At 64.2% G+C, this 18,013-nt stretch carries 24 protein-coding genes; 18 read left to right on the top strand and 6 right to left on the bottom strand.

Annotated elements, in window-relative coordinates; genetic code table 11:
* Positions 1 to 72 precede the first annotated feature (72 nt).
* Both LB566_RS20470 and LB566_RS20475 read right to left on the bottom strand, forming a co-directional pair.
* Complete coding sequence (locus tag LB566_RS20470) at positions 73 to 1,281, bottom strand: beta-ketoacyl-[acyl-carrier-protein] synthase family protein (protein ID WP_224626221.1); 1,209 nt, start codon at positions 1,279 to 1,281, stop codon at positions 73 to 75.
* A gap of 4 nt (positions 1,282 to 1,285) precedes the next feature.
* Positions 1,286 to 1,540, bottom strand: a complete 255-nt coding sequence (locus LB566_RS20475) for an acyl carrier protein (protein WP_140491308.1) — start codon at positions 1,538 to 1,540, stop codon at positions 1,286 to 1,288.
* Positions 1,541 to 1,742: 202 nt separating this feature from the next.
* Here LB566_RS20475 and LB566_RS20480 point away from each other — a divergent pair, with 202 nt between their 5' ends.
* The 5 genes from LB566_RS20480 to LB566_RS20500 are packed head-to-tail and all read left to right on the top strand — an operon-like array spanning position 1,743 to position 4,110.
* The gene (locus tag LB566_RS20480) at positions 1,743 to 2,585 is read left to right on the top strand and encodes an urease accessory protein UreD (protein ID WP_224626224.1); all 843 of its coding nucleotides are present in this window, start codon (positions 1,743 to 1,745) and stop codon (positions 2,583 to 2,585) included.
* A gap of 28 nt (positions 2,586 to 2,613) precedes the next feature.
* Positions 2,614 to 2,916 (top strand): urease subunit gamma, encoded by a 303-nt coding sequence (locus LB566_RS20485; protein ID WP_056254120.1) that lies wholly within the window; start codon positions 2,614 to 2,616, stop codon positions 2,914 to 2,916.
* Positions 2,917 to 2,924: 8 nt separating this feature from the next.
* A complete protein-coding gene (locus LB566_RS20490; RefSeq protein WP_224626227.1) occupies positions 2,925 to 3,179 on the top strand; it encodes a DUF1272 domain-containing protein in 255 nt (84 codons plus the stop codon).
* Between the two features lie 31 nt (positions 3,180 to 3,210).
* Positions 3,211 to 3,798, top strand: a complete 588-nt coding sequence (locus LB566_RS20495; RefSeq protein WP_224626229.1) for a HupE/UreJ family protein — start codon at positions 3,211 to 3,213, stop codon at positions 3,796 to 3,798.
* Between the two features lie 6 nt (positions 3,799 to 3,804).
* Positions 3,805 to 4,110, top strand: a complete 306-nt coding sequence (locus LB566_RS20500; RefSeq protein ID WP_224626274.1) for an urease subunit beta — start codon at positions 3,805 to 3,807, stop codon at positions 4,108 to 4,110.
* Positions 4,111 to 4,190: 80 nt separating this feature from the next.
* Here LB566_RS20500 and LB566_RS20505 read toward each other — a convergent pair whose 3' ends face one another.
* Complete coding sequence (locus LB566_RS20505) at positions 4,191 to 4,679, bottom strand: hypothetical protein (protein WP_140551569.1); 489 nt, start codon at positions 4,677 to 4,679, stop codon at positions 4,191 to 4,193.
* Between the two features lie 132 nt (positions 4,680 to 4,811).
* A complete protein-coding gene (locus LB566_RS20510; protein WP_140514392.1) occupies positions 4,812 to 5,189 on the bottom strand; it encodes a hypothetical protein in 378 nt (125 codons plus the stop codon).
* Between the two features lie 167 nt (positions 5,190 to 5,356).
* Between LB566_RS20510 and ureC the strand changes: the two genes are divergently transcribed.
* The 9 genes from ureC to LB566_RS20555 all read left to right on the top strand — a co-directional run bounded on the left by ureC (position 5,357) and on the right by LB566_RS20555 (position 12,135).
* Positions 5,357 to 7,069 (top strand): urease subunit alpha, encoded by a 1,713-nt coding sequence (ureC, locus tag LB566_RS20515; protein ID WP_411910495.1) that lies wholly within the window; start codon positions 5,357 to 5,359, stop codon positions 7,067 to 7,069.
* A 127-nt stretch (positions 7,070 to 7,196) separates the two neighbouring features.
* Positions 7,197 to 7,685, top strand: a complete 489-nt coding sequence (locus LB566_RS20520; protein WP_140491324.1) for a DUF29 domain-containing protein — start codon at positions 7,197 to 7,199, stop codon at positions 7,683 to 7,685.
* Between the two features lie 50 nt (positions 7,686 to 7,735).
* The gene (locus LB566_RS20525) at positions 7,736 to 8,329 is read left to right on the top strand and encodes a hypothetical protein (protein ID WP_140551572.1); all 594 of its coding nucleotides are present in this window, start codon (positions 7,736 to 7,738) and stop codon (positions 8,327 to 8,329) included.
* A gap of 45 nt (positions 8,330 to 8,374) precedes the next feature.
* Positions 8,375 to 8,980 carry a glutathione S-transferase family protein gene (locus tag LB566_RS20530; RefSeq protein WP_224626277.1) on the top strand — a complete coding sequence of 202 codons (606 nt, stop codon included), beginning with the start codon at positions 8,375 to 8,377 and terminating at the stop codon, positions 8,978 to 8,980.
* The gene (locus LB566_RS20535; protein WP_224626279.1) at positions 8,977 to 9,552 is read left to right on the top strand and encodes an urease accessory protein UreE; all 576 of its coding nucleotides are present in this window, start codon (positions 8,977 to 8,979) and stop codon (positions 9,550 to 9,552) included. The genes LB566_RS20530 and LB566_RS20535 overlap by 4 nt, the downstream gene beginning before the upstream one ends.
* Entirely contained in the window at positions 9,545 to 10,216 is a 672-nt protein-coding gene (locus LB566_RS20540) for an urease accessory protein UreF (RefSeq protein ID WP_224626689.1), read from the top strand. Before LB566_RS20535 ends, LB566_RS20540 begins: the two co-directional genes overlap by 8 nt.
* Positions 10,213 to 10,653, top strand: a complete 441-nt coding sequence (locus tag LB566_RS20545) for a DUF3995 domain-containing protein (protein ID WP_224626282.1) — start codon at positions 10,213 to 10,215, stop codon at positions 10,651 to 10,653. Before LB566_RS20540 ends, LB566_RS20545 begins: the two co-directional genes overlap by 4 nt.
* Positions 10,650 to 11,291 carry an urease accessory protein UreG gene (gene ureG / locus LB566_RS20550; protein ID WP_224626285.1) on the top strand — a complete coding sequence of 214 codons (642 nt, stop codon included), beginning with the start codon at positions 10,650 to 10,652 and terminating at the stop codon, positions 11,289 to 11,291. Before LB566_RS20545 ends, ureG begins: the two co-directional genes overlap by 4 nt.
* Before the next feature lie 76 nt (positions 11,292 to 11,367).
* Positions 11,368 to 12,135 carry a class II aldolase and adducin N-terminal domain-containing protein gene (locus LB566_RS20555; protein ID WP_224626288.1) on the top strand — a complete coding sequence of 256 codons (768 nt, stop codon included), beginning with the start codon at positions 11,368 to 11,370 and terminating at the stop codon, positions 12,133 to 12,135.
* A gap of 270 nt (positions 12,136 to 12,405) precedes the next feature.
* Here the strand turns inward: LB566_RS20555 and LB566_RS20560 are convergent, their stop codons facing one another.
* Positions 12,406 to 13,038: an HAD family hydrolase gene (locus LB566_RS20560; protein WP_224626292.1), complete on the bottom strand. Its 633-nt coding sequence runs from the start codon at positions 13,036 to 13,038 to the stop codon at positions 12,406 to 12,408.
* 255 nt (positions 13,039 to 13,293) lie between these two features.
* On the opposite strand from LB566_RS20560, the gene LB566_RS20565 reads away from it, so the two are divergent.
* On the top strand, positions 13,294 to 14,253 hold the full coding sequence (locus tag LB566_RS20565) for a sugar-binding transcriptional regulator (protein ID WP_224626310.1): 960 nt from the start codon (positions 13,294 to 13,296) through the stop codon (positions 14,251 to 14,253).
* 47 nt (positions 14,254 to 14,300) lie between these two features.
* Here LB566_RS20565 and LB566_RS20570 read toward each other — a convergent pair whose 3' ends face one another.
* A complete protein-coding gene (locus LB566_RS20570; RefSeq protein WP_224626313.1) occupies positions 14,301 to 14,486 on the bottom strand; it encodes a hypothetical protein in 186 nt (61 codons plus the stop codon).
* 110 nt (positions 14,487 to 14,596) lie between these two features.
* Between LB566_RS20570 and gcvA the strand changes: the two genes are divergently transcribed.
* From gcvA to LB566_RS20585, 3 genes are all read left to right on the top strand, one after another.
* On the top strand, positions 14,597 to 15,502 hold the full coding sequence (gcvA, locus tag LB566_RS20575; protein WP_140551580.1) for a transcriptional regulator GcvA: 906 nt from the start codon (positions 14,597 to 14,599) through the stop codon (positions 15,500 to 15,502).
* 201 nt (positions 15,503 to 15,703) lie between these two features.
* On the top strand, positions 15,704 to 17,014 hold the full coding sequence (locus LB566_RS20580; RefSeq protein ID WP_140551581.1) for an ABC transporter substrate-binding protein: 1,311 nt from the start codon (positions 15,704 to 15,706) through the stop codon (positions 17,012 to 17,014).
* Positions 17,015 to 17,139: 125 nt separating this feature from the next.
* Positions 17,140 to 18,012 carry a carbohydrate ABC transporter permease gene (locus LB566_RS20585; protein WP_224626316.1) on the top strand — a complete coding sequence of 291 codons (873 nt, stop codon included), beginning with the start codon at positions 17,140 to 17,142 and terminating at the stop codon, positions 18,010 to 18,012.
* The last annotated feature ends 1 nt before the right edge of the window (position 18,013 follow it).

The raw sequence follows: 18,013 nt of genomic DNA on the forward strand, positions 1-18,013 counted from the left end.
GTGCACGCACAGTCAACAAATCGAAGGGTGCCGGCAGATGGAGACCTGCAGGGAAGACCATGATCGCCGGGATCAGATCGCCTTGAAGGCCAGCACCGCATTGGTGCCGCCGAAGGCGAAGCCGTTGCTGATGGCGGCACGCACCTTGCGCTCGCGCGCGACGTTCGGCGTCACGTCGAGATCGCAATCGGGGTCGGCCTCGCGGAAATTCGCGGTCGGCGGCACCACGCCCTCGCGGATCGCCATGACGCAGGCGATCATCTCCAGCCCGCCCGAGGCGCCAAGGCAATGGGCATGCATCGACTTGGTCGACGAGACGGAAAGCGAGCGCGCGTGCTCGCCGAAGACGCGCTTGATCGCGGCGGTCTCGATCTGGTCATTGGCCTTGGTACCGGTGCCGTGCGCATTGAGATAGTCGATATCCTCGGGGTTCAGCCCGGCGTCCGCCAGGCAGAAACGCATCGCCGCTTCCGGCCCTTCTATGGTCGGCGCAACGATATCGGAGGCATCGGCCGAGAGGCCGGCGCCGACGATTTCGGCGAGGATGTTTGCGCCGCGCGCCACCGCATGGTCGTAGCTTTCCAGAACCGCCATGCCGGCGCCTTCGCCGAGCACCAGGCCCTGGCGATCGGCCGAAAACGGCCGGCAGGTGTCGGGCGACAGCACGCGCAGCGCTTCCCAGCCCTTCAGCACGCCCCAGACCAGCGGCGCCTCGGTGCCGCCGGCGACCATGACGTCGGCGCGGCCGAGCCGGATCTGGTCGACCGCCGATGCGATGGCGTGGTTGGCCGACGAGCAGGCCGAAGTGACCCCGAACACCGGTCCACGCAGGCCGAGATGCATGCTGACCTGGCCGGCGGCGGCACCCGGCATGACCTTCGGCACCGTGAAGATGCCGGCGCGATTCTTGCCCTCGATCAGGATGGCGCGGTAGTTCTCCTCGACCGTCTCGAAGCCGCAGACGCCGATGCCGATGACGGCGCCCATGCGGTAGGTATTGTCCGCATGGGGGGCCAAGCCGGACTGCTGTAAGGCTTCGCGGGCGGCAATCACCGCCAACAGGCTGAAACGGTCCATCGACACCAGCTGCTTGCGCTCGATGCCATGGTCGGGCAGGGCCTTGATCTCGCAGCCGATCTTGACCTTCAAATCGTGCAGGAACGGGTTGTCGATGGGACCGATCGCCGAGCGCCCGGCCCGCATCTCGGTCCAGATGGCCTGCACATCGGTGCCCAGACCACACAGCCCGCCGATGCCGGTAATGACGACGCGCTTGTGCATCCGGTCAGGCTTTTTTCGCGATCAGCGCGCGAACGGCCTCGACCATGTCGCCAACATTCTTCAGGTTGCTCCAGGCATCGACCGTGTTCATCTCGATCTCGATGCCATACTGCTCCTCGAGATCGAAGATGATCTCGGTCAGTTCCAGCGAATGGATGCCGAGCGCCGTCAATTCGGTGCTGGTGGTGATCTCCTCGCCGCCCGGCTCGGCATGAGCCTTGATCTTTTCGATGATTTCGGTCGCCAGTTGGTCAGCCATTCGGTCTCTTCCCCACTTTGTCGTTTCCCGACGCCAACTGAACAGCGCCTTTTTGTCCTCGATATCAGGCCGCGACCGTCGCCTTAGACCCCCGCCAGGCGTCGCATGAGCGTACCAAGGTGGCTCCCTCTATAGAAACGGAAACGCCATCAAGCAACAAGCTATATATCGACAAAACCGCCGCGGTGCTTAACCTGACGGCGTGGATACGATCGTAGATACCGGATTTTCGGCCCCGCCGGCGCAGCGGGCGGCCGGTCTTGCGCAGCTCGTCTGCGCCAGCCAAGACGGCCGCACAAGGCTGCGCCGCCTCTATCAGGACGGTTCCGCCAAGATAAGGATGCCGGCCGTTTCCGGCGGCCCGCTGGAAGCCGTGCTGATCAACACCGCGGGCGGGCTGACCGGAGGCGACCGCCTCGGCTGGGAGATCGACGTCGGCGCGCATGCCAGCGCCACGATAACGACCCAGGCATGCGAGAAGATCTATCGCGCCGCGTTCGACAGGGCCGAAGTCGGCGTCCGGCTAAGGGTCGGCGAAAACGGCCGCATCGCCTGGCTGCCGCAGGAAACCATCGTTTTCGACCGATCGGCCTTTGCCCGCACGCTCGACCTCGAGCTTGCCGCCGGCGCCGAGGCGCTGGTGCTGGAAGCCACCATCTTCGGCCGGACGGCGATGGGCGAACGCGCGGTCCAGGGCGGCTTTCACGACCGCTGGCGCATCCGCCAGGGCGGAGCTCTCATCCATGCCGAGGATTTCCGCATCGGGCCCGACATCGCCGCGATCCTGGCGCGCCCGCCGATCGCCGGCGGCGCCGTCGCGATGGCGACGGTGCTGCTGATCTCGCCGCGGGCGGAAGCGCTTCTCGATCCGGTTCGGGAGATCATTGGCGGCCAGGGCGGCGCCAGCGCCTGGAGCGTGCAGGAATCTGGCAAGCTTCTTGCGAGGCTTTACGCCGGCGACGGCTACCGGCTGCGCCAGCATCTGGTTCCGCTCGTCGGCTTGCTCAACGGAAAGGCGGGACTGCCCAAAATATGGTCACTGTGATCGTGTCCGCATCATTCCAGGGAAACGCATGAACCTGACGCCGAGGGAAAAAGACAAGCTGCTGATCGCCATGGCGGCGATCGTGGCGCGCAAGCGGCTGGAGCGCGGCGTCAAGCTCAACCATCCGGAGGCGATCGCGCTGATCACCGACTTCGTCGTCGAAGGCGCCCGCGACGGCCGCCCGGTCGCCGAGCTGATGGAAGCCGGCGCCCACGTCGTCAGCCGCGCCCAGGTGATGGATGGCATCGCCGAGATGATCCACGACGTGCAGGTGGAGGCGACATTCCCCGACGGCACCAAGCTGGTGACCGTGCATGAGCCGATACGGTGAGGACAAACATGCTTGAGCTGCGCCCGAACTGCGAATGCTGCGACAAGGACCTGCCGCCGGAAGCGACGGATGCGCTGATCTGCACCTTCGAGTGCACCTTCTGCGCCGATTGCGTGCAAACCGTGCTCGGCGGCACCTGCCCCAATTGCGGCGGCAATTTCTCGACACGGCCGATCCGTCCGCCGGCAATGCTGGAGAAATATCCGGCGTCCACCAGGCGCGTCCTCAAAGCCGAGGGCTGCGGTCCGGCCAAGGCCGCGTGACCTCTGCGCTCACAAACGAAAGGCAAGTAGAATGATCCAAGCCAAACGCCTGTGCCTCTCTGCGATCCTGCTCCTGGCTGCCGCAATGCCCGCCTATGCCCATGTCGGGGCAGGCACGACCTCCTCCTTCACCGCCGGCTTCATGCATCCGCTCTCCGGCCTCGATCATATGACCGTGATGGTCGCGGTCGGCCTGTGGGCGGCACAGAAAGGCGGCAAAGCCATGTGGGCCTGGCCGGCCGCGTTCGTGGGCGTGATGCTGGCCGGCGGCGCGCTCGGCATGCTGCATGTGCCGCTGCCCTTTGTCGAGCCGGGCATACTGGCGTCGGTGGTGGCGCTCGGATTGTTCGTGGCGCTGGCCGTCGATCTTCCTGTCTCGGCCGGCGTCGCCATCATCGGCGCGTTCGCGCTGGTTCATGGCCACGCCCATGGCACCGAAGTGCCGGAAAATGCCGCAGGGCTTGAATATATGGCCGGCTTTGCCGTCGCCACGGCGCTGCTGCACGCCGCCGGCATCGCCGCAGGGCTTGGCCTCGGCACCCGGTTTCGCGTGCTCGTGCGGACCGCGGGTGCCGCCTGCATGGCGATCGGGCTCGGCCTCGTCTTCGGCGCCGTGTGACGAACGATGATACCAGGTGAAATCATTCCCGCCGACGGCGACATCGACCTGAACAAAGGCTTGCCGACGGCTACGCTCAAAGTGGCCAACAGCGGCGACCGGCCGATCCAGGTCGGCAGCCACTATCATTTCTTCGAGACCAATGAGGGCTTGAAATTCGACCGCGAACGGGCGCGCGGCATGCGCCTCGACATCGCCGCCGGCACCGCCATGCGCTTCGAGCCCGGACAGGAGCGCGACGTCACGCTGGTGCCGCTGGGCGGCAAGCGCGAGGTCTATGGCTTTCAGCAGAAGGTGATGGGTAAACTGTGAGGCCGATGGCGCCTCATGCGCGGCGTGCAAAGACCGCAAAGGGCTTTCGGGCGAGCATGAAAGCGAGCTGTGCTCTCGGCTCAATCGGACGGCTTGGCCGCCGCATAGATAACGATCTTTCCGGGATCGTCGAATTCCACGGCGAGAACGTCCTGCGCAAGCACGCGTCGCGAGTCGATGGCATTGAACAGCAGCGCGTTGGCCTCGATCTCCTTGCGCAGCTCCGCAATGTCGTCCTGATGCTGCTTGACCTTGGTCTCGATCGCCGGCGGCGGGCCGCCTTCGGTGCGCGCGGCATCGGTCAGGAAGACGATATCGACCTTGTCGAGCTTGGATGTCTTGCGCACCGTGCCGATGTTTTCACGCGTCCGGTCGATCGCCCTGGCGACTTTGCCCGCTTCGGCATCGCTCCTGGTTTCTTCCTGCTTGACGTCGGAACCGATGATCCGGTTGACGGTCTCCGGACTTTCAAGCCCTTGCGCGTGAAGGGAGGCTCCGGGGCTGCCTGCCACCAGGAATGCCATCGAGGCGAAGGCACAGAGCCGTCTCTTGCCGGGGTTGATCGCCATCGCTCGCTCCTGGACGGGTTCATTTCGCGGCGCCATTCAGCGCCGATGAAACGAAACGGCTCCTGCCCGGCCAAGGTTCCCTTCCAGATAGCGCGGGCGGACCGGACGACGGCCCGCCGCGCAGGCGCGCCGTCAGCTCGCCTTCTTGGTGATCAGGGTCAGGGCGCCGTTGGGCTCCATGCTGGCCGCGACCACCTGCGCCGAGGTCATACCCTTGGCCTCGAGGGCGGATTTGACCTTGGGCGTGGCGTCGATCGAGCTGCGCAGCTTTTGCAGGCCAGCATCGCCGCGCTGGGCGATCACCTGGTTGACCTGCGTCTGGGTGTCCTTCGGCAGTTCGGTGATGTCGACGATGTTGACGCTCTGGATCGTCGGCGCGGCCTGCTGCCCGCCGGGGGCGGGCGCGGCCGGCGCTGCTGGAGCGGGCTGTTGCGCGGGCTGCTGCTGGGCACTGGCGGCGCCTGCCAGCATCAGAGTGGCGGCAGCGGCGAGAACTATCGTTTTGCGCATGGATTTTCCTTCCATCGATTTGGCAAACGGTCGTTTTGGGGTGACCTGCCAACCTCAACCGCCAAATGGGATCAGAAGGTGTCGGCCAGCGGGTCATTGCGTGACCATTGGATGGCGGCAATGTGCAGCCCGGCTTCACCAGCACCGCAATTCGGGAGCAATCACTGATGGCCAGAATAACCCGCGCCGCCTATGCGCAGATGTACGGCCCGACCGTCGGCGACAGGGTGCGGCTTGCCGACACCGAACTCATCATCGAGGTCGAGAGGGATTTCACCATTCATGGCGAGGAGGTGAAATTCGGCGGCGGCAAGGTGATCCGCGACGGCATGGGCCAGAGCCAGGTCTCCCGCGCGCAAGGAGCGGTCGACACCGTCATCACCAATGCGCTGGTGATCGACGCCAACGCCGGCATCTTCAAGGCCGATATCGGCCTCAGGGACGGCCGCATCGCGGCAATCGGGAAGGCCGGCAATCCGGACACGCAGGATGGCGTCACCATCATCATCGGCCCCGGCACCGAGATCATCGCCGGCGAAGGCAAGATCCTTACCGCGGGCGGCTTCGACGCGCATATCCATTTCATCTGTCCGCAGCAGATCGAGGAAGCGCTGATGTCGGGCATCACCACGATGCTCGGCGGCGGTACCGGCCCGGCACATGGCACGCTCGCCACCACCTGCACGCCCGGGCCATGGCACATGGCGCGCATGATCCAGTCCTTCGACGCGTTCCCGATGAATATCGGCCTGTCGGGCAAGGGCAACGCCTCCCTGCCCGAGGCGCTCGAGGAGATGGTGCTGGGCGGCGCCTGCTCGCTGAAGCTGCACGAGGACTGGGGCACCACGCCGGCCGCGATCGACTGCTGCCTGTCGGTCGCCGACGACCATGACGTCCAGGTGATGATCCACACCGATACGCTCAATGAATCCGGCTTCGTCGAGAACACGGTGGCGGCCATCGGGGGCCGCACCATCCATGCCTTCCACACCGAGGGCGCCGGCGGCGGGCATGCGCCCGACATCATCAAGGTCTGCGGCCTGCCCAACGTCATCCCGTCCTCGACCAACCCGACGCGGCCCTACACGGTCAACACGCTGGCCGAGCATCTCGACATGCTGATGGTCTGCCATCATCTGTCGCCGTCGATCCCGGAAGACATCGCCTTCGCCGAAAGCCGCATCCGTAAGGAGACCATCGCGGCGGAAGACATTTTGCACGACATCGGCGCCTTCTCGATCATCTCCTCGGACTCACAAGCGATGGGCCGCGTCGGCGAGGTGGCGATCCGGACCTGGCAGACCGCCGACAAGATGAAGCGCCAGCGCGGTTCTCTGCCGCAGGAAACCGGCGACAACGACAATTTCCGCGTCCGCCGCTACATCGCGAAATACACGATCAACCCGGCCATCGCGCACGGACTGTCGAAGGAGATCGGTTCGGTCGCCGTCGGCAAACGCGCCGACCTGGTGCTGTGGAACCCGGCCTTCTTCGGCGTCAAGCCTGATATGGTGCTGATCGGGGGCATGATCGCGGCGGCGCCGATGGGCGACCCCAACGCCTCGATCCCGACGCCGCAGCCGATGCACTACCGGCCGATGTTCGGCGCCTACGGCAAAGCGCGGACCAATTCCTCGGTGACCTTCGTCTCGAAGGCGGCGCTGGAGTCCGGTCTGCACGGCCGGCTCGGCATCGACAAGCAGTTCGTCGCGGTGGAAAACACGCGCGGCGGCATCGGCAAGCATTCGATGGTGCTCAACGACGCCACGCCGCATATCGAAGTCGACCCCGAGACTTACGAGGTTCGTGCCGACGGCGAACTCTTGACTTGCGAACCGGCGACGGTGCTGCCGATGGGGCAGCGGTATTTTCTGTTTTGATAAGATCGCCGCGAGCCATTGCCCTCGTCAAATGCGGCGATGAGTGGGTTGTGCCGGGCTGCCCGAATGGGCCCACTCGTTCTCCGCGGACTTGGAAATTGTGCACTTTGGGAGCAATATCTCCTCAATGAACAAGATATTTCGCAAACAGCAATTGACGCCCTACGAGGCCGACTATGCTCAGTGGTGCGCCGAGCAGGGCGCGTTGCTGCGCGAAGGTCGTCTTTCCGACCTCGATCGTGAGAATGTTGCCGAGGAGATCGAGAGCTTGGGGCGGAGCGACAAAAGGGAAATTGCGAGCAGGCTTGGCACTTTGGTCCTTCACTTGCTGAAATGGGAGTTTCAGTCTGAGCAGCGCAAAACGGGCTGGTTGCTGACAATTCGGGAGCAACGGCTTCGGATTGAGGGCCTGCTTGATGAAAGTCCGAGCCTCAAAAAATATCCTGCGCAGGTGCTCGATCGAGAGTTCAAGATAGCAAGATTGAAGGCATTGGACGAAACAGGCCTGAGAGATCGGGATTTCCCTGTCCATTGCCCCTATGGGATCAAGGAAATCCTGGACGATGACTATTTCCCAGGATCACCGTGGTCTTCAGACAACCTTATGCGCGAATAGACTGACGGTGGTGTGTTGACGGACGTTCCATCACCTGGCGAGCATTCGGCATGGCCACCGAAATAGCTTCGCCCCACGACATCTTCCCGCATATCCGCATCGTCATGGGCATGGTGATCGGGCTCGGCGTCGCGCGCCTGCTGTCGGGGGTGGCGCGCATCGTCCAGCATCCCGGTCAATACCGGCTCTATACGGTGCATCTGGCCTGGGTCGCTTCGGTGCTGTTGATGCTGGTGCATTTCTGGTGGTGGGAGTTCGGCCTCTACGCCATCGAAACATGGACCTTCGGCAAGTACCTGTTCATCATCTTCTACGCCATCACCCTGTTCCTGCTCTGCGCGCTGCTGTTTCCGGATTCGATGCTCGACTACACCAGCTATGAGGATTTCTTCTATTCGCGCCGCGCCTGGTTCTTCGGCCTGCTGGCCGCGACCTACCTGCTCGACGTGATCGACACGCTGCTGAAGGGGCCGGAGCATTTCGCCCGCTTCGGCAGCGAGTATCTGTTCCGGACGCCAGTCTTCGTCGCGTTGTGCATCGTCGCGATCCTGGTGCGCGACCGCCGGTTCCACATCGCCTTCGTCGCGGCGGCGCTGATCTATCAGATATCGTTCATCCTGCGGCTCTTCGACACGATCGTATGACGGCCGCGGATGCTCTAGGCTGACCGGGAAAGGCAGGGTTCAACCATGTACAAGGCCGTCGGATCGCGTGGATCCCGGGTCAGCCGTGTTCTGTGGATGCTCGAAGAACTCGGGCAGGCCTATGAATTCGTCGAAATTCCCCTGCGCTCGCCCGAAGCCTATGCGCTCAATCCCTCGGGCAAGGTGCCGATCCTGATCGACGGCGAGCTGACGCTGACGGATTCGGCGGCGATCTGCGTCTATCTCGCCGATAAGCACGCGGATAAGGGCATGGGCGCCAGTCCCGGCCTCGCAGGCCGCGCCGAAATGGATTCCTGGATGCATTTCGCCCAGTCCGAGCTGGAAGCGCCATTGTGGAACAAATTGCGCCACCGTTTCCTGCTGCCCAGAGAGGTCCGGGTCGATGTCGGCCCCGCGGCCGCTTACGATTTCGCCTCCGAGGTCAAGGCGCTGGACCGCCGGCTGGGCGACAAGCCATTCGCGCTCGGCGACCGGTTCTCGGCTGTCGACGTGCTGCTCGGCGACATGGGCGGCTGGGCCAGAGCCGGCCGCTTTCCAATAGAATCCGAACGCGTCAACACCTATTTCGACCGCGTGCTTTCACGCCCTGCCCGTGCCCGGGCGCAAGCCAATGGCGGAGCCATGAAATGAAGCTCAACCTCAACACCGACTTCACCAAGTTCCCGCGCGCCATCTCGGTGCTGACCTCTGGCAATGCCGGCACCACGGCGCCATCCGGTCGTGCCGTTCTTGCCCATGACGAGCGGCATCTGCGCCGCCGGGCGATCGAATTGTCCGACGGCAGCAAGGTGCTGGTCGACCTGCCGGAGCCCGTCGCGCTCGACGACAGGGACCGGCTGGTGCTGGAAGATGGCCGCCACGTCGAGATCATCGCGGCGCCGGAGGAGGTCTATGACATCCGCGCCCGCGACGCCGTGCATCTGGCGGAACTGGCCTGGCATATCGGCAACCGCCATCTCGCGGCGGCGATAGAGGCGGAGCGCATCCTCATCCTGCGCGATCATGTCATCAAGGCGATGCTGGAGGGGCTCGGGGCCACGGTGCGCGAGGTTTCCGAACCGTTCAAACCGGTGCGCGGCGCCTATTCCGGCGGCCATGACCACGGCCATGCGCATGCCCATAGCCACGCCGAAGCGCATTCGCACAGCCATTCGCACGACCACCACGATCATCACCATGATCACCATGATCACCATGACTGACCAGCCATCCGGCATCGCCCTGCTGCGATTGATGGCGTGGCTGTCGCCGGCCTTTCCGGTCGGCGGCTTTTCCTACAGCCATGGTCTCGAGCGCGCCGTGCATGATGGGCTGGTGACCGATGCGGCGGGCCTGGCCGCATGGCTTGAAACGCTGGTCGAGAGAGGCTCCGCCTGGAACGATGCCGTGCTGTTCGCCGAGAGCTGGCGCAAAGCCCGCGAAGGTGACGATCCGGCCGAAGTCGCCGCACTGGCCGAGGCGTTGGCCGGGTCGCGCGAGCGCCATGCCGAGACCATGCTGCAAGGTGCGGCTTTCCTCAAAGCGGCCGCCGCCTGGCCCACTCCCGTGCTGGAGCGCTTGCCCGCCGATTGTGCGTACTGCATCGCCGTCGGCGCTGTTGCCGGCGGCAATGGTATCGCGCTTCAGGACGCGCTGTGCGCCTTCCTGCAGGCCTTCTTCTCCAACCTCGTCCAGGCCGCGATCCGGCTGGGTGTCGTCGGACAAAGCGGCGCGACCAGTTTGCTCGCCGGCTTCGAGCCGCTGGCCCTAGCGACCGCCGCCCGCGCATCCCGCTCGACATTGGACGATCTCGGCGGTTGCGCCTTTGTCTCTGACGTCATGGCGATGCACCACGAAACCCAGTATTCGCGATTGTTCCGCTCATGATCGTCCTTGCCTTCGTCCTCTCCTTCGTCCTGCTGGTGATCACCGCGTTGCATGTCTATTGGGGCATTGGCGGGATATGGCCGGGCAAGGATGCAGCGTCCTGCGCGCATGCGGTGGTCGGCTTTCGCGGCGTCGACGAGATGCCGGCGCCGTTCGCCTGCTTTGCCGTCGCCGCCTGCCTGGCGCTGGCGACGCTCTGGCCGATGGCTCTGGAGGGCGTGTTTGCCTCGCCCTTTCCCAGGGAAGGCCTCGCCGCCACCGCGCTGCTGATCGGATTGGTGTTCCTCGGACGCGGCATTGCCGGCTTCACGCCCTGGTGGCGCCGGCTGGCACCGGAACAGCCTTTCGCGCGGCTCGATATCAGGCTCTTTTCGCCGCTGTGCCTGCTGATCGGGCTCGGCTTCGCAGTCCTCGCCATTACGGAGTTCCCGACATGACGCAGCCCAACGGTCCCCTTCGTATCGGCATTGGCGGCCCCGTCGGTTCGGGCAAGACGACGCTTACCGAAAAGCTGTGCAAGGCGCTGCGCGATGAACTCTCCATCGCCGTCGTCACCAACGACATCTACACAAGGGAAGACGCCATCATGCTGGCGCGGCTGCAGGCGCTGCCGGAGGAGCGCATCGTGGGCGTCGAGACGGGCGGCTGCCCGCATACCGCCATCCGCGAGGACGCCTCGATCAATCTGCAGGCGATCGCGGAGCTCAACCGCAAGTTCCCCGATCTCGACATCATCTTCATCGAATCCGGCGGCGACAATCTTGCCGCCACCTTTTCGCCGGATCTCGCCGACCTCACGCTCTATGTCATCTCCGTGTGCCAGGGCGAGGAGATCCCGCGGAAAGGCGGTCCGGCGATCACCCGTTCCGATTTCCTGATCATCAACAAGAGCGACCTGGCACCCTATGTGAACGTCAATCTCGACGTGATGGAGAGCGACGCCGCCCGCATGCGCGGCAAGCGGCCGTTCGGCTTCACCGACCTGTCGCGCGGCAAGGGGTTGCGGGAGGTCATCGATTTCATCGTCGAGCATGGCGGCTTGAGGGTCGGGGGCGCCGCAAGCACGGCGGCGTGAGCCGGCTGCACCAACCGAAACCGGTTGCGGGCTCGAACAGGGCACGGCATTGTTGCAAAAAACCGGAGGATTTTCGATGAGTATCGCCCGCCTGCAAAAGGAACCGCTGACCAACCTGCCCTTCTATGAAGAGCGCGTCGATCTTGCCTGCGCTTTCCGCTGGACGGCGCGGCTCAACATGCACGAGGCGGTGGCCAACCATTTCTCGCTTGCGGTCAACGAGGACGGCACGCAATTCCTGATGAACCCCAACCAGGTGCATTTCTCGCGCATCAAGGCGAGCGATCTTTTGATGATCGACGCCAACGATCCCGAGACGCTGTCCGGCCCGAATGCGCCCGACCCGACTGCGTGGGGCCTGCACGGCGCCATCCACCGCAATGTCCGCCACGCGCGCTGCGTCATGCATGTGCATTCCATCCATGCCACCGTGCTGGCCTCGCTTGCCGATTCGAGGCTGCCGCCGATCGACCAGAATTCGGCGATGTTCTTCAACCGCCATGTGGTCGACGCCCATTATGGCGGGCTGGCCTTCGAGGAAGAGGGCGAGCGCTGCTCGCAGCTTCTGACCGACCCCAAGGTCAAGGTGATGGTGATGGGCAATCACGGCGTGCTGGTCATCGGCGACACGGTGGCCGATGCCTTCAATCGCATGTTCTATTTCGAACGCGCCGCCGAGACCTACATCAAGGCGCTGTGGACCGGGCGTCCGCTGCGCACGCTGTCCGACGCCATCGCCGAGAAGGCCGCAAGCGAGATGGACGACTATCCCGGCCAGGCCGAACGCCATCTTTCCGAGTTGAAGGCGATTTTGGACGAGCAGGAGCCGGTTTATCGGAATTAAAGCCGGACTCTTCCTTCTCGCCGTTTACGCTACGCTATCCATCTTTTGTGACTGGCGTGAACGACCGGCCCGAGGCTTGATTGCCAGGTGGTTCCCCCAATCCGTCGCTGCTTCGCAGCGCCACCTTTCCCCCCTCCGGAGGGAAAGGAAGGGAGCGTTGCTAGACGAGCGTTGATGACAAAAAGCTTGGCTTCCTTCCTCTCCCCCGTCGATCGGGGGAGAAGTGGCTCGGCGAAGCCGAGACGGAGTGGGGGTCGACCAGCGCTTAGCTCAGAGCCCCAGTTCTCTGCGCAATTCCTCGGCGCTGTTGATGACCACAGCTCCGGGCGGTCCTTCCATCGGTTTTTCCGGCCAGAAGATCGTCTTCATGCCAGCCGCCAGCCCGGCCATGGCACCCGGCCAGCTGTCGTCGATCGCCACCGCGTTCGCGGGATCGACATCGGCGAGATACGCGGCGCGCAGGAACGGCTCGGCGTTCGGCTTGCCTTCGCGCACGTCGTTGCGGCTGATCGTCTTCATGCCGGGATAGGTCAGGCCGACCATGCCCAGATTGGCGTCGACGATCATGCGGTCGGAATTCGAGACCACGGCCTGCTGCACGCCAAGCGTGCGCAATTCGTTGAAGATCTCGATAGCACCGGGGCGCGGCTTCAATGTCGCGACAAGCGGCAGATAATGCTCGTATTTGTGGACGATCCACTCGTCGAAGGGCAGATCCAGGCCGAACTCGTCGCGCATCATCAGATAGACCGGCCAGGCAGCGACCCCGAGAACGCGCTCATGCAGGTCGGCCGGGGGCGTGAGGCCGACATTGCGCATCGCCGCCACCAGGGCTGCCTCGTGCAGCGGTTCGCTGTCGACCAGCGTGCCGTCCATGTCCCAGAAAACCGCTTTCGGTGTCATGCAACGCTCCTTTTGGCGTTCCCTTAAAGGGTTTACCCCGCGAGATAAACCATCCGGACGGCAGAACGTGCCGCCTGCCGGAACGGAAATCCTCCTTCTGCGTGCCGCGCAACGCGCAGTCCGACGATGGTCCGGCCGATCCCACGCCCGCAGGCGCAAGCAATTGCCCTGGCGATTGACAATTGCGCAGCGCACGGTTCCCTGCGAAAGTAGGCGCGGACCGCTTCCATGACCGGCGGTTTCGGGAGGCAGGACGTGAACAACCGGCAGGAGGGCGGCAGCAACAGGTTGGACGATGCCGCCCGCGCGGGCTGGCTTTATTACGTTGCCGGCAACACGCAGGACCAGATCGCCGCCACGCTCGGCATCTCGCGGCAGACTGCGCAGCGGCTGGTGTCGCTGGCAGTGTCGGAAGGCCTGATCAAGGTGCGCGTCGACCATCCGATCGCCAACTGCCTCGACCTCGCCGCCCGCGTGAAGTCGCGCTTCGCGCTCGATCTGGTCGAGGTGGTGCCGAGCGACCCGACCTCCTCGTCGACGACGATCGGCATCGCCGAAGCCGCCGCCGCGGAAATCGAGAGGCGGCTGAGATCGCCGGCCCCGATCGTGCTGGCGATCGGCACCGGCCGTACGCTAAAGGCGGCGATCGAGCAATTGCCGCCGATGGAGTGCCCACAGCACAAGGTGGTGTCGCTGACCGGCAATATCTCGCCCGACGGATCGGCCGCTTTCTACAACGTCATCTTCACCATGGCCGACAGGGTCAAGGCACGGTCCTTCCCGATGCCGTTGCCGGTCATCGCCTCCTCGCCGCAGGAACGCGAGATGCTGCTCAGCCAGCCGATGATCCAGCCGACGCTGGCGCTGGCCGCGGAGGCCGACGTCACCTTCGTCGGCATCGGCGACCTCGGCCCGAAGGCGCCGCTCTACGAGGACGGCTTCATTTCCGACGCCGAGCTGAAGGCATTGCAGAAAGCGGGCGGCGTCGCCGAAATCGTCGGCTGGGTGTTCGATCGCGACGGCCGCATGGTCGAGGGCATCACCAACGACCGGGTGTCGTCGGCGGCCCTGCCGTCACGCGAGAAGTCGCTGGTCATCGCGCTCGCCATGGGTGAACGCAAGCTGCCGGGCATCCTGGCGGCCGTGAACCGCCGGCTGGTCAACGGCCTCATCACCGACGAACGAACCGCCGCCGCCCTGCTGGCGAACGGATGAGCCGAAAGCCTCGAAGCAACATCGATTTGCGATAAAATCCGGGCCTGCTATCCATGCCGTCCGAAAGGATCGTTGCCGTCGAGAAAGCCAAGGTCCCGCTGCAAGTGCGGCGACAGGTCCCTGATGTCGAGATGCGCCTTTTTCCTGGTCGCGAACCAGCCGAATCCGTCCGCAAGCCATGAAATCCAGCGATGATCCGGAGCGGGAGTGCTTTTTTGCTGCGCCATGGTCATGATCGTCAACCTTCGCTATCTTCAACCCGAGTGACGGGCTGAGGCTGAATGTCGGTCGTGCCGGCCGTCTTTGCCAATCGAACGTCGATAAGGATCCATAAGGAGGCTTTATGCCGGACCTCAGTTCGCGACAGGTTTCGCAGCTTCCGCCGCTGCAGGCGATCCGGGTGTTCGAGGCGGTGGCACGGCATCTGTCCTTCACAAAGGCGGCCGAGGAACTGGCGATGACGCAAGCAGCGGTCAGCTATCAGATCAAGGTGCTGGAGGAGCGGGTCGGCGCGCCGCTTTTCCTGCGCCGGCCGCGACAGATCGAACTCACCGAAGCCGGGCAGCGCCTGGCGCCGGCGGTCAGCGAGGCCTTCGCCATACTCGGCCAGGCCTACGCGGCGGCGCGCGGCGGGGCCGACGGTCTGCTGTGCGTCACCACGGTACTGACCTTTGCCTCCAACTGGTTGGCGCATCATCTGGGTTCGTTCCAGATCGCGCATCCCGCCCTTGCCGTGCGGCTCGATACGTCGAGCCGGCTGACGGATTTCGCCCGCGAGGATGTCGACCTTGCCATCCGCTCGGGCGGCGGCAAATGGCCGGGGCTGGAAGCCTACAAGCTGCTCGACGCCGATTTCACGCCGATGCTCAGCCCCAAGCTCGCGGCGAGCATCGGCGGCGTCAAGGAACCGGCCGACCTGTTGCGGCTGCCGATCCTCGATCCCGGCGATATCTGGTGGACGCAATGGTTCGAGGCTGCGGGCGTACAAAGCCATGACCTCGCCAAGCGCCCCGGCAGCAGCATGGGCGCGCAGGCCTATGAGGCCAATGCGGCCATCGCAGGCCATGGCGTGGCGATCCTGACCAGGGCGCTGTTCAAGGCGGAACTCGCCGACGGCCGGCTGATCCAGCCCTTCGACCTGGTCGGCGACGACGGCCACGCCTATTGGCTGGTCTATCCGGAGGCGCGCCGCAACGTGCCGAAGATCCGCGCTTTCCGCGACTGGATCCTGGCCGAGATCGCCTGCTGACCGGCTAACTCCACGATCAAAACCGCGCCCATCCAGATCGCCGGTCCGCGCCTGCGGGACGGCCATTTGCAACGTGTCATGTCGGCGCTCCTCCATCGAGTGTGCGCTGCACCATCGAATCTGCCTTGACATAATTCATTCTTAGTGAGTAATTGCTCACAGCCAAGGCAAATGCTCATCTTGGTCCATGGGAGGAATTTGATGAAACTTCGTACGCTCATCCTGGGCTTGTGCTCGGCCAGCGCGCTCGCGTTCGCGGCACATGCCGAATCCATCACCATCGCCACCGTCAACAATGGCGATATGGTCCGCATGCAGAAGCTGACCGACGACTTCACCAAGGCGAACCCCGACATCCAGCTCAACTGGGTGACGCTGGAAGAGAACGTGCTGCGCGAGCGCGTCACCACCGACATCGCCACCAAGGGCGGCCAATATGACGTGATGACCATCGGCACCTACGAGGTCCCGATCTGGGCCAAGCAGAGCTGGTTGTTGCCGCTCGACAAGCTCGGCGACGACTACGACGTCAAGGACATCATTCCGGCGATCGCCGGCGGCCTCTCGGTCGACGGCAAGCTCTATGCCGCGCCCTTCTACGGCGAAAGCTCCTTCGTCATGTACCGCAAGGACCTGATGGAGAAGGCAGGCCTGAAGATGCCCGACGCGCCGACCTGGGACTTCATCAAGCAGGCCGCCGACAAAATGACCGACCGCGCCAATGGCGTGAACGGCGTGTGCCTGCGCGGCAAGGCCGGCTGGGGCGAGAACATGGCCTTCCTGACCGCCATGTCGAACTCCTTCGGCGCGCGCTGGTTCGACGAGAACTGGAAACCGCAATTCGACCAGCCCGAATGGAAGAACACCTTGCAGTTCTATGTCGACCTGATGAAGGCCGACGGGCCGGAGGGTGCGTCCTCCAACGGCTTCAACGAGAATTTGGCGCTGTTCCAGCAGGGCAAGTGCGGCATGTGGATCGACGCCACCGTCGCCGCCTCCTTCGTCTCCGATCCCAAGGCCTCGCAGGTCGCCGACAAGGTCGGTTACGCGCTGGCGCCCGACAATGGGCTGGGCAAGCGCGGCAACTGGCTGTGGGCGTGGTCGCTGGCCATTCCCGCCGGCACGCAGAAGGCCGATGCGGCCGAGAAGTTCGTGTCATGGGCAACCAGCAAGCACTATGCAGAACTGGTCGCCTCGAAGGAAGGCTGGGCCAACGTTCCGCCGGGAACGCGCTCCTCGCTCTACGCCAATCCAGAGTACCAGAAGGCGGCTCCGTTCGCCAAGATGACGCTGGACTCCATCAATGCCGCCGACCCGACGCATCCGACCGTCAAGCCGGTGCCCTATGTCGGCGTGCAGTTCGTCGCCATCCCCGAATTCCAGGGCCTCGGCACCACCGTCGGCCAGCTGTTCTCGGCAGCCCTTGCCGGCCAGTCGAGCGTCGACGACGCGCTGAAGCAGGCCCAGGACGCCGCAACCGCGGCGATGACCGAGGGCGGCTACATCCAGTAAGGCTCCTCCCGGTGCCTAAGGCCGGTCGCCGACCATGGCCGGCAACGGCCGCCCGAAACCCAGTTCGGGCGGCCACCTTCGACAGCTCGAGAAAATTTCCGTCCGATCCTTGAAGGGTGACCGTCATGGCTACTCAGCAGACCCGTTCGCTTGCCCGTTTCATGATGGCGCCATCCGTCGTCCTGCTGCTCGTCTGGATGGTCATTCCGCTGGCGCTCACGCTCTGGTTCTCCTTCCAGCAGTACAATCCGCTTAATCCGATCCGCGACGGCTTCGTCGGCTTCTCCAATTACGCGCTGTTCTATTCCAACCCGGCCTTCCTGCAGTCGATCCTCAATACGCTGCTGATCGTCGTCAGCGTGCTTGTGATCACCGTGGTCGGCGGCATCCTGCTGGCGCTTTTGATCGACCAGCCGATGTGGGGCCAGGGCATCGTGCGCATCCTCGTCATCTCGCCGTTCTTCGTCATGCCGCCGGTGGCGGCACTGGTCTGGAAGAACATGATCATGCATCCGCAATACGGCGTCTTCGCCGACATAGCGCGGTTCTTCGGCCTCCAGCCCATAGACTGGTTCGGACAATATCCGCTGACCGCCATCATCATCATCGTCGCCTGGCAATGGCTGCCTTTCGCGACGCTCATTCTTTTGACTTCGCTTCAGTCGCTGGACGGCGAGCAGAAGGAAGCCGCCGAGATGGACGGCGCCGGCTTCATCAGCCGCTTCATCTACCTGACGCTGCCGCACATGTCGCGGGCGATCACCGTTGTCATCCTGATCCAGACGATCTTCCTGCTTTCGGTCTATGCCGAGATCCTCGTCACCACCAATGGCGGTCCGGGATACGCCTCCACCAACCTCCCCTTCCTGGTTTACCAGAAGGCGCTGCTGGAGTTCAAAATCGGCCAGGCCTCCGCCGGCGGCATCATCGCCGTCATTCTCGCCAACATCGTCGCCTTCTTCGCCATGCGCGCCGTCGGCAAGAACCTGGACAGATAAG

Origin of the sequence: Mesorhizobium sp. CA13, assembly GCF_020165235.1 — a bacterium.
Lineage (GTDB): Bacteria > Pseudomonadota > Alphaproteobacteria > Rhizobiales > Rhizobiaceae > Mesorhizobium.